Genomic DNA, 8,622 nt, shown 5'->3' with positions numbered 1-8,622 from the left:
GCATATGGCGACCTGCTTCGACCTGATCAGTCAGTCATCGCTGTTCGGCCAACTGGAAGACAAGCCGTGGTTAACACTGGACTGGATACTCAAACCGGAGAACTGGTCACAGGTTTACGAACAGGCAAAACGGGAACACATCGCACGACGCAACGGGGGTTAACATGGATAAATTTTCTGATATTTATACAGAGCGGGCAGTCATTGGTGGGATTTTGGTGGCTGGTAATGAGTTTGCTGATTTTGCTCTTGATGCGGTTGAGTCACTAACGGAAAAAGATTTCAGCTCCGTGACTCACAGGCTGATCCTGAGAGGGTTGAAGAAACTCAGTGCAACGGGCAGTAAATTTGATTTGGTATTGCTGAACAGCGAGCTTGAGCAAACGGGTGATTCCAATCATTGCGGTGGTTTTAGCTACATTGCTGAATGTGCTAAGCATGTTCCCAGCGTCCACTTGTTACCCAGTTACGTTGATAAACTCAAGCGATTATCCCTGACTCGCAACATGCTGTCTGTGTTGCATACCGGTATTGCCCGGATCACTGAGAGCGGCGTTAACGCTGTTCAGGATATTGCTGGGGATATTGAAAATCAGATATCCAATATCAATAGCGTTAATGACGGTGGAACCGCTCATATCATGGTGGGTGTTGAAGAGTCGATAGAAATTCTTGAATCGATGATCAATGGCGAAATCTGGAAACACAAAACAGAACTGGGTATGCCTGATATCGATAAGGCATTTGGTGGGTTTAATAACACAGATTTTATTGTGGTTGGCGGACGTCCGGGTATGGGTAAAACTATGATCAGCACTGCAATCACAAAATCAGTTGCATTAAAAAATAAAAAACCGGTGATGTTTTTCAGTATGGAAATGCCAAAAAACCAGATCTCCGAGAGGATTGCATTTCATCATGCACGTGTCCGAAAAGAGGATTTATTGGGGGAAAACTGTACAAAGGAAATGATGGATGTGGCATGGGGAAAACTGGCGCATGCACTGGATGATATCCAAAAATCACCGATATATATCAACGATAAAACATCTCAGAGTATTAACGAAATTCGCGCAGAAGCACGGAGAATGCACAAGCAGACTGGCGGTCTTAAGGTGATTATTGTTGACTATCTGCAAATCATGAAAATGTCGAACCCCGATAACATGAATCAGTCTGTCGGTGAGATAGCTACGGGATTAAAAAATCTGGCTAAAGAGCTTAAATGCCCTGTTATTGCATTGGCTCAATTAAACCGCAACCTGGAACAGCGAGGCAATAAACGCCCGATGAACTCCGATCTGCGTGAGTCAGGTGTGATAGAGCAAGTGGCTGATGTTATTTTCATGGTTCACCGCGATGAAAAATATAACCCCAATACGGAATTGAAAGGAATTACTGAAATTATCTGTACCAAATCACGTCACGCTCCCGGTGCTGAAAAAACGTATTATTTTACAAACGCGCACGGAGGGTTAGATCCTGCTGACCTCACCAGAGTCAAATCAGCTGAATATCAAGAAGATATTGAGTTCTAACCTTAAAAAATCTTGTGACATGTTTCTAAAACACCATGTTAGGCGCATGTTAATATGGAAATGAACCACAAGACACTTAAATTAAGTCAAGAAAACAGGGGTTGAAATGGATAAAAGAAAGCGCGAATTACTTAAACTAACGCATAAATACAAAGAGTTAAAAGGAAGAATCGAAGAGGCACTTGAGAGCGGTGATGAGGTTCCTAAGAAATGGCTAGATGAAAAATTTTCTCTTCAAGATGAAATTTGTGATTTAACTAATTCAACACTAACAGATGAACTCATGGAAAGAGAGAGAGAATCAATGACAGATGAGGCGCTGATTTATTTTTTGAAGGAAAAATTACTTATAATTACAGCTCAATTAGCAACGGTTAAATGTGATTTTTATCCTGATCAAGAGCGAATTGATAAGGCTATCAGAGCGTCAGCTTATGCTGTTGATACAATAGAGAAAAACCACCTAAAGTTTTAATAATCCTCGCCTGCAATATGCAGGCTTTTTTAACCCCACAAGAAGGGCTTTTGAGATGAAACTAACTGAATTACAACAGCAAATTCACCAGCAAAATGTTGATGCGGGTTGGTGGGACAATCCAAGAGAACGAGGCACATTGCTTTGTTTAATTCACTCAGAAATCAGCGAGGCAATGGAGGGAGAGCGTAAAAATTTGATGGACGACCATTTGCCTCATCGTCCGATGGCTGAGGTCGAATTGGCTGATGCAGTGATCCGAATTTTAGATTATGCAGAGGCATTTGGTTATGACATCGAGAGCGCGATTGCTGAAAAGTTAGCATACAACCGCAATCGGGCAGACCATAAACGAGAGAATCGCGCCAAGACTGGCGGTAAGGCATTTTAATGAAAATCAAAACAAGCGAACTGACTGGACGGGCGTTGGACTGGGCTGTGGCTAGGGTTGCTGGGTTGGACGTCATAATAACCCGTTTCGGCAACATGGTTGTTAGAGGGATGCCAGATTACTCACCATCAACCGACTGGGCGCAGTGCGGGCCGTTGATTGAGAAGTACGAAATGGATGTATGTCCAGTTATGGGAGGAAATTATTGTGCCGGGCTATCAATTATAGAAGGTGCGCTATGTCCTGATGATTATGTGAACATAGATATGCATGGACAAACACCACAAATCGCCATCTGCCGTGCTGTCGTGGCTGCACAGTTAGGCGCCGAAGTGGAGATACCGGATGAACTACTGGAGGCAAAATGACATACAAACTCAAACCGTGTCCGTTTTGTGGTGGTGAAAATTTAGGTGTTGATCATGAATATGATGAATCACATGAACCTTATGATTCGTGGGTAACTTGTTTTGGGTGTGATTCAACAGGCTCTATTTCTTATTACAATAAAAATAAAGATGATGCGGTAAATAATGCAATTGAATTATGGAATAAAAGAGAGAGGTTAGATGGAGCATGATTTTCTCTTCCATGAATCAACAAAAGAATTAGCCTGGAAACATCTCAAAGAAGTTCTCGCAACAAACCAACCTCACCGAATCACCATCAAACCGTGGAAAAACACCCGAACACTATCTCAGAACGCAACCCTGCATATGTGGTTTGGCGAGATTAGTTATTTCCTGAAATCTAACGGGGCGAAATTCTCACCGGATGAAGTTAAAGAAATGATGAAACACACATTTTTGGGCTATGAGGTTGTGGAGCGGATTGATGCCAGAACGCAGGAAGTTGAGCGTGTCAGGACACTACGCCAGACATCCAGGCTGGATACTGGTGAGATGTTTCGGTTCATGGAACGGGTTGAGCAATGGGCTGTGGGTATTGGTTGTTTCGTGACAGTGCCAGACGACAGCGAGTACATGAAACTCAAACAGGAGCAGAATCAGTGAGATACCGACTATTCATCGGCTTTTGGACAGCATTCATGCTGATTATGGGGATAGCGTTAGGGGGATAAGGTGGCGAATTTACGGAAAGAGGCTAGAGGCCGAGAATGTCAGGTCAGAATTCCGGGCATCTGTAACGGCAATAGTGAAACTGTGGTGCTGGCTCATTATCGAATGGCTGGCATCTGTGGTACAGGAATGAAACCGCCTGATTTATTGGGCGCATGGGCCTGTTCAGCGTGTCACGACGAAATAGACCGCAGAACGAGATTGACAGACGTTGACTATGCACATATGGCTCATTTAGAGGGTGTAATCAGGACGCAGGCAGTATTACTATCGGAGGGTAAGATTTGACGTGAAAACCTACAATCTAAAATTGCCGTGGCCGCCATCGAATAACACCTATTGGCGACATACCGCACGCAGCCATTACATCTCAGAAAAAGGCATCAAATACCGACAAAAAATCATAGAACTCATCAAGCAGCAGAACCTCAATATCAACACCACATCCCGCATCAAAATCTCAATTACAGCCAATCCTCCAGACAGACGACAGAGAGACCTCGATAACCTGCCTAAAGCAGTTTTCGATTCGCTGACTCATGCCAGTTTCTGGGCGGATGATAGCCAGATTGATGATATGCACATTATGCGCGGTGAACGGGTTGCAGGAGGCTGTTTGGATGTCCAGATATGGGAATTGGGAGAGTGAGATGGGCAGCCATGTAAAAGATTTACTTGAGGCGTGGGGAAACTGGAGTAAGGCTCGCATAGGAACTGAATACAAAGGAATGTCTTACATGACTGACTCGCAGGGAGAAAGCAAGCCTTATCTAACGGATGAGAAAGGAATGATGATTGATAGAGCTGTGGCTGGCCTGAAAAAATACGACATAGACGGCTATAACATCATTTGTCTGCACTATCAGCATCATATTTCATGTAGGGCGATAGCAAGGGAGAAGAAAAAACGCCCAGATTACATCACAGCATATTTAGCCAGAGCAGAGGCTTACATTGCAGGTGTAATTCATACCTTGTTGGAAGCTGCTTGACCTTGTTGATATCCGAGGCTATATTCTCGTTGCAGCCGCAAAATCGGTTGTCGGGATTAGCCTCTCGGATATCTAAGTGACGCACAGCCGCGTTAGCGGTTTTTTTTGTGTGAAGCATAGCTACATCTATTCAATGGTGGGCTGTGTGGGGGGATCGAAAGATCCGCCGGTATTCACTTAGGCCGGTAAGGCTAACCCTGCACAGTTCACCACCAATTGATTAGCCTCAAAGGTGGTGATCATTCACTAAGTGGAGAATGACCTATGACTAATCAAATCTCAGTCGAAAGCTTATCAATTGTAGCGTTCAAAAATATTCCTGTAGTAACTACTGAACTATTAGCTTGCCTTTATGGAACTGAACCAGACTATATCCGCAAAAATCACAATAGAAACTTAGAACGCTTTGTGATCGGTAAGCACTATTTCTTGCTTGAAAGTGATGAGCTACGGGAGTTTAAGCACAGAATGTCTTTAAGACCTTCTGTTGAAAATAGCAACGTGGCTAAAAGTAACTTTGTGAAAATAGCTAAAAACGTTCGCTCATTAATCTTATGGACGGAACGCGGAGCGGCAAGACATGCTAAGATGCTCGAAACAGATCAGGCATGGGACGTTTTCGAGAAGCTGGAAGATTTTTACTTCAACCAGAACGAATTGGAATCAGTAGCAAATAAAACCAAGCCCCGCCTCTCAACAGCTAGTCAATTAACCCCATTACGTCAAGCAGCAGAACGTCTAATCACAACTGGTCTTGGTAAGATTTATCCTGATATCTGGAAATTGGTTCATGAGCATTTTGAAGTTAAGCACATTTATCAGCTTGAGCCAGCACAAATAACAGAGGCTGTTGAGTTCTTAAATGCGTTGGAGGGGGAATACATTCCCAAGCAAACATCGATACTTGATGCTAACTTGCTGCCTGACAACGGCAAAGTGTTAGTCACGCTCCAAAACAGGAAGATACAGGACTACCAAACGGTAGATCCCAATAGCCATGTAATGACGCTAAATACCTTTATGGAACTGGCTCAGAAAGCCGGATACCTCATTATCCATAAAGAGAGCTTTTCCAAGATAGTGAATCAGTGGTAATTTAATCAGTTACTTACTTGACTGTACGGATGTACGGACACTATACTGTGCTAATATAGCGCTACGCGTATGAATAAGGCGCTTAAATCAGAATATCCAAGCCTCGCACTCGCGGGGCTTTTTGCTATCTACCCGTCGTAAATCGATCATGGTCGATCAATACCTATATCACTTTTAAATCAATAGGTTATATTCAATATTAACCATTCCGATCAGCACCTCGAATGGGTATAGAGAACACACCTATGAAAGATGAATTCGATGGCTTTATCCAACTACCAAATATCTTTTGGTAGTTCAAAATCCCGCAAGTTCGGGATGTTTAGATGAATATTTCTGATTCCCCGATATGGGAAATCCCATAACGGAACTAATTCAAGTAGTTATTCCAAGGCTGCGCTATTTGCGTGGCCTTTGTCACATAATCACGAAAAGCCATTTAGTTTGAGATATATGCAAGTTAAGGTCTTCATCTAACTCAATTAAAGCGGAGGTTAGATGAAACAGTTAGACCTGCCACTTATCTCTCGTGAAGAGAACAATGTGGTAATAGCTCAGCGTGCGTATGATGGATATATTAACGCAACAGCGATGTGTAAGGCCGCAGGTAAATTGCTTGGTCATTATCTGGAAAATAACACTTCAAAATCGTTTTTGTTGGCTCTGTCTGCCGATATCGGAATTCCGATATCGGAACTAATTCAACCAGTTAAGGGTGGAATCCCCGATCTTCAAGGCACGTGGGTTCATCCTCAGGTGGCTATAAATTTAGGGCAATGGGCTTCGCCTAAGTTTGCTGTTCTGGTTTCAAAGTGGGTATTTGATTGGATGACCGGCGGAAAACAACAAAAATCCGTCATGCCATACCATGTGAAACGCTATCTCATTAACAGAGATAAGATTCCTCCAACCCATTTTTCTATGCTAGATCAGATGACATTGAAGTTATTAGCACCTCTGGAGTCAAAGGGCTACCTGATTCCCGATAAACTGATGCCTGATATTTCATTAGGCCGAATGTTTAGCGCCTTCTTGCGTGACAAAGGATATGACCCTGACTTATTCCCTACATATACACACGAGTTTAAAGATGGGAAAAGAAAACCAGTAGAAGCAAGGCTTTATCCAAACGAATTGATGACCTCTTTTAATTTAGAAGTTCATCGCTGGATTAGAGATAAATCTATCAGTTATTTTGGCTCAAGAGATAGCGAAGCATTACCTCATCTAGAAAATATCATTGCAGCTTTACCTTCTCCCAATAATTAGAGTTATTCGATTATTGAAATAGCTATGTAACCAGCCGAGGGCTGGTTTTTTCAAATTTGCCACCACAATCACTCCCAGCACCTCAGTATCGCTATTGCGGCTGGCAGCCTATTAACTCACTAGCGAGGTGAATGATGGAAAAGCGTATTGAAGAGTTAGAGAAAAAAGTTGAAGGGTTAGAGAAACAGCTCACTGAATTTCAAGGAGCTGTTAGTCATTATTACGCTATTCATCAAATAGCAATTGATGAAATCAGAGCGAAAAAACAATCAGCTAAAGTGATTGATGCCGGAATGATTATTGGTGCTGAGCTTCGTCAATCAGCTTAATGTTATCGACAATATTCTTTATGATTGGACAATCACTCTTTGACAGGCCATCTACAATAACCTGTCTTTTCTCATAGTCAGTTGCAATGATAGCTACTAAAACCTGCTTGATAGCAATCAGTTCACGAGCTAGCGGTGCGGGTATTGATTCTTCTACAGAAAATTCAAAGGGATAGTATTTTTCCACTATCATGTTTTTTCCTTGTATTCAGAGGTAATCAGCCATCCCTCTATGGGTTGGTTAACATTTGGCTGACCCAATAGTTTACCTTAACCATTAACCCATTACTTTTAACCGACTCACAGGGGTAACCATCGTTCACCCCACGGACGCCCATTGTTCGAATGGGGTGGAATATGAAGATGAAAGAAAATCCTGATTTATGGGCTGACCTGTTAAATGGCCTGAAAAACTCATGGCCGCAGATATCCGGCTCTGCTTTAGCTATCGTAATTTGTTACGGACGTCTGATTTACGACGGCGTGGAACGGAAGAACCGCTGGGTAGAGGCGCTGCTCTGTGGTGCTTTGTCATGGAGCGTATCCAGTGGTCTAGAAATGTTTGGCATTCCTATCAGTTTTGCACCGGCTATCGGTGGCGCTGTTGGGTTTATTGGCGTTGAGAAAATACGCGAGTTTGCTATTCGTGCCATCAATAAACGGTTGGGGGATAAACAGTGAGCAGAGGCATTCGCAATAACAACCCGGGCAATATTGACCACAATCCCGCTAATAAGTGGCAGGGTCAAATGGGAATCGAAACAGGTGTAAAAAATCCTCGGTTCTGTCTGTTTGAATCACCGGAATATGGTATCCGGGCACTCATGAAGTTGCTGACCAATTACCACAAAGGCGGGCATAACAGCGTATCTAAGATGATTAATCGCTATGCTCCAAATAGCGAGAATAACACCTCAGCCTATATCAAGGGTGTTGCTAAGGCACTGAATGTCGATTCGAATCAGGTTCTGGACATCAACAAGCCCACATTGATTGCGCTGGCTAAGTCCATCATCCGGCACGAGAACGGCAAGCAACCTTATTCCGATGACACTTTCACACGGGCATTTGAGATGCTATGAGATTCAACAGCCAGCACTTCACCCTTGGTGCTTTTGCTGTCGTCGCTGGCCTGTTCTGGTTCTATTACAGTGAGTATCAGGACAAGGCCGAAGAATACCGTAGCTTAAAGCTACAGTATGAAGAGCAAGTCGCCATCAACACCACCCAGCAAGAGCGCATCCAGCAACTCCACGAACGGGATGCAAAAAGCTTACAGAAACTCGCCAATGCCAAATCTAAACTTGATGAGCTTAGCGATACTCTCCGCACTAACGTTAAGCGCGTGTACATCAAAGCCGAGTGCCCCGTGTCTGAAACCGCTGCCCCCACCGGCGTGGATGGTTCAAGACCCGCCAGACTGGCGAAAGACGCTGAACAGGATTATGTACGTC

General features: G+C 43.5%; 16 protein-coding genes and 1 pseudogene. 16 read left to right on the top strand and 1 reads right to left on the bottom strand.

The features are described from left to right. Window positions 1–164: 164 nt before the first annotated feature. The 12 genes from AAY47_RS14880 to AAY47_RS14825 all read left to right on the top strand — a co-directional run bounded on the left by AAY47_RS14880 (window position 165) and on the right by AAY47_RS14825 (window position 7,168). Entirely contained in the window at window positions 165–1,538 is a 1,374-nt protein-coding gene (locus AAY47_RS14880) for a replicative DNA helicase (RefSeq protein ID WP_047770920.1), read from the top strand. A gap of 106 nt (window positions 1,539–1,644) precedes the next feature. Continuing rightward, entirely contained in the window at window positions 1,645–2,013 is a 369-nt protein-coding gene (locus AAY47_RS14875; RefSeq protein ID WP_047770919.1) for a hypothetical protein, read from the top strand. Window positions 2,014–2,068: 55 nt separating this feature from the next. Then, window positions 2,069–2,404 (top strand): hypothetical protein, encoded by a 336-nt coding sequence (locus AAY47_RS14870; protein WP_047770140.1) that lies wholly within the window; start codon window positions 2,069–2,071, stop codon window positions 2,402–2,404. Beyond that, on the top strand, window positions 2,404–2,772 hold the full coding sequence (locus tag AAY47_RS14865; protein WP_047770918.1) for a phage protein NinX family protein: 369 nt from the start codon (window positions 2,404–2,406) through the stop codon (window positions 2,770–2,772). Before AAY47_RS14870 ends, AAY47_RS14865 begins: the two co-directional genes overlap by 1 nt. Continuing rightward, window positions 2,769–2,984, top strand: coding sequence for a Lar family restriction alleviation protein (locus AAY47_RS14860; protein ID WP_047770136.1), 216 nt, complete (start codon window positions 2,769–2,771; stop codon window positions 2,982–2,984). The genes AAY47_RS14865 and AAY47_RS14860 overlap by 4 nt, the downstream gene beginning before the upstream one ends. Continuing rightward, window positions 2,974–3,417 carry a YbcN family protein gene (locus AAY47_RS14855; protein WP_047770917.1) on the top strand — a complete coding sequence of 148 codons (444 nt, stop codon included), beginning with the start codon at window positions 2,974–2,976 and terminating at the stop codon, window positions 3,415–3,417. The genes AAY47_RS14860 and AAY47_RS14855 overlap by 11 nt, the downstream gene beginning before the upstream one ends. A gap of 69 nt (window positions 3,418–3,486) precedes the next feature. Then, window positions 3,487–3,771 carry a DUF1364 domain-containing protein gene (locus AAY47_RS14850; protein WP_047770916.1) on the top strand — a complete coding sequence of 95 codons (285 nt, stop codon included), beginning with the start codon at window positions 3,487–3,489 and terminating at the stop codon, window positions 3,769–3,771. Window position 3,772: 1 nt separating this feature from the next. Continuing rightward, a complete protein-coding gene (rusA, locus tag AAY47_RS14845) occupies window positions 3,773–4,132 on the top strand; it encodes a crossover junction endodeoxyribonuclease RusA (RefSeq protein WP_047770915.1) in 360 nt (119 codons plus the stop codon). Continuing rightward, entirely contained in the window at window positions 4,104–4,475 is a 372-nt protein-coding gene (locus AAY47_RS14840) for an antiterminator Q family protein (protein ID WP_160300205.1), read from the top strand. The genes rusA and AAY47_RS14840 overlap by 29 nt, the downstream gene beginning before the upstream one ends. 264 nt (window positions 4,476–4,739) lie before the next feature. Further along, on the top strand, window positions 4,740–5,570 hold the full coding sequence (locus AAY47_RS22815) for an ORF6N domain-containing protein (protein ID WP_047770913.1): 831 nt from the start codon (window positions 4,740–4,742) through the stop codon (window positions 5,568–5,570). Window positions 5,571–6,068: 498 nt separating this feature from the next. Beyond that, on the top strand, window positions 6,069–6,839 hold the full coding sequence (locus AAY47_RS14830) for a KilA-N domain-containing protein (RefSeq protein WP_047770912.1): 771 nt from the start codon (window positions 6,069–6,071) through the stop codon (window positions 6,837–6,839). A 134-nt stretch (window positions 6,840–6,973) separates the two neighbouring features. Then, window positions 6,974–7,168, top strand: coding sequence for a hypothetical protein (locus AAY47_RS14825; protein ID WP_047770911.1), 195 nt, complete (start codon window positions 6,974–6,976; stop codon window positions 7,166–7,168). On the opposite strand, the gene AAY47_RS14820 is transcribed toward AAY47_RS14825, so the two are convergent. Then, the gene (locus AAY47_RS14820; protein ID WP_047770910.1) at window positions 7,137–7,361 is read right to left on the bottom strand and encodes a hypothetical protein; all 225 of its coding nucleotides are present in this window, start codon (window positions 7,359–7,361) and stop codon (window positions 7,137–7,139) included. The two genes, AAY47_RS14825 and AAY47_RS14820, sit on opposite strands and share 32 nt — an antisense overlap. A gap of 164 nt (window positions 7,362–7,525) precedes the next feature. On the opposite strand from AAY47_RS14820, the gene AAY47_RS14815 reads away from it, so the two are divergent. The 4 genes and pseudogenes from AAY47_RS14815 to AAY47_RS22805 all read left to right on the top strand — a co-directional run. Next, window positions 7,526–7,849, top strand: a complete 324-nt coding sequence (locus AAY47_RS14815; protein ID WP_235428367.1) for a phage holin, lambda family — start codon at window positions 7,526–7,528, stop codon at window positions 7,847–7,849. Then, window positions 7,846–8,250, top strand: coding sequence for a structural protein (locus tag AAY47_RS14810; RefSeq protein ID WP_047770909.1), 405 nt, complete (start codon window positions 7,846–7,848; stop codon window positions 8,248–8,250). The genes AAY47_RS14815 and AAY47_RS14810 overlap by 4 nt, the downstream gene beginning before the upstream one ends. Then, a pseudogene (locus AAY47_RS22810) lies at window positions 8,247–8,558 on the top strand (lysis system i-spanin subunit Rz); the annotation flags it as partial. The gene AAY47_RS14810 and the pseudogene AAY47_RS22810, both read left to right, overlap by 4 nt. Continuing rightward, a partial coding sequence (locus AAY47_RS22805) for an Rz1 family lipoprotein (RefSeq protein WP_235428368.1) occupies window positions 8,542–8,622 on the top strand: 81 nt, incomplete at its 3' end. The pseudogene AAY47_RS22810 and the gene AAY47_RS22805, both read left to right, overlap by 17 nt.

Origin of the sequence: Xenorhabdus griffiniae (genome assembly GCF_001028135.1) — a bacterium.
In the GTDB taxonomy this organism is placed as follows: domain Bacteria; phylum Pseudomonadota; class Gammaproteobacteria; order Enterobacterales; family Enterobacteriaceae; genus Xenorhabdus; species Xenorhabdus bakwenae.
The sequence above is the reverse complement of the archived record's forward strand: the minus strand, read 5'-3'. Positions and strand labels throughout refer to the sequence as shown.